1 pseudogene is annotated in these 776 nt (G+C 77.4%); it reads right to left on the minus strand.

From position 1 onward, the window contains the following. Positions 1 to 20 precede the first annotated feature (20 nt). Positions 21 to 776 (minus strand): annotated as a pseudogene (locus FGF04_RS40570) (serine/threonine protein kinase); the annotation flags it as partial.

The following is a 776-nucleotide window of genomic DNA, read 5'->3' on the forward strand; positions in this document are numbered from 1 at the left end:
GGTCCGTGGGGGCCGTGCGGTCACTGTTTCGTGTACGTCAGTTCCTCGCCGTTGCTCGCGTTCACGCGCCGCAGCCGGCCGTCCGGCAGGACGGTCAGCTCCGTCGCCGCGCCCGGTGAGCAGGACGTGGCCGGCTCGCCGGTGAYGACCTCGGACGGGCCGATCCGCAGCGGACCGCCGTCGTCCGGGGCCTCCGTGAGCTCCGCGCTGAACACGCAGTGGTACGTGCCGTCGCCCGCCGGTCCGTCCGCCGTCAGCGAGAGCACCGCGTCCCCCACCTCGCCCTGCTCGATGGTGAGGCGGCGGGTGTTGCGGCCCGTGTCGTTGTCGATGGACGCGGTCCAGGTGCCGAGGTACTCGGCCGGGACCGCGCCGTCCGCCGGGCTCTCCTCCCCCGTGCCGGTCGGCTGCGTCGAGGGGTCCTGGGTGGACGGCCCCGGGGTGGTGGGCGCGGCCGACGTCGGGCGGCCGGTGGGGTCGTCGCCCGCCCGGCCGTCGCCGCCGCCGTTCATGAGCGCGTACACGGAGGCGCCCGCGCCGAGCGCGACGACCAGCGCCACGGCGATCAGCAGCGCGGTGGACCTGCCGTTCCTGCGCGGCGGCTCCGGCTGGGGGTCGCCTCCCGGCCCGTACGGACCGTAGGGGGGCGTCGGCCCGTACGGCGGGGTCGAGCCGCCGGCGGGTGCGTACCCGGGCGGGGGCGCCGACCAGGCGCCGGGCTGCTGCGGGTGGCCGTAGCCGACGGGCTGGGGGTGCTGCTGGGGGTAGCCGTAGGC

It is taken from the genome of Streptomyces apricus, assembly GCF_008369065.1.
GTDB lineage: Bacteria > Actinomycetota > Actinomycetes > Streptomycetales > Streptomycetaceae > Streptomyces > Streptomyces apricus.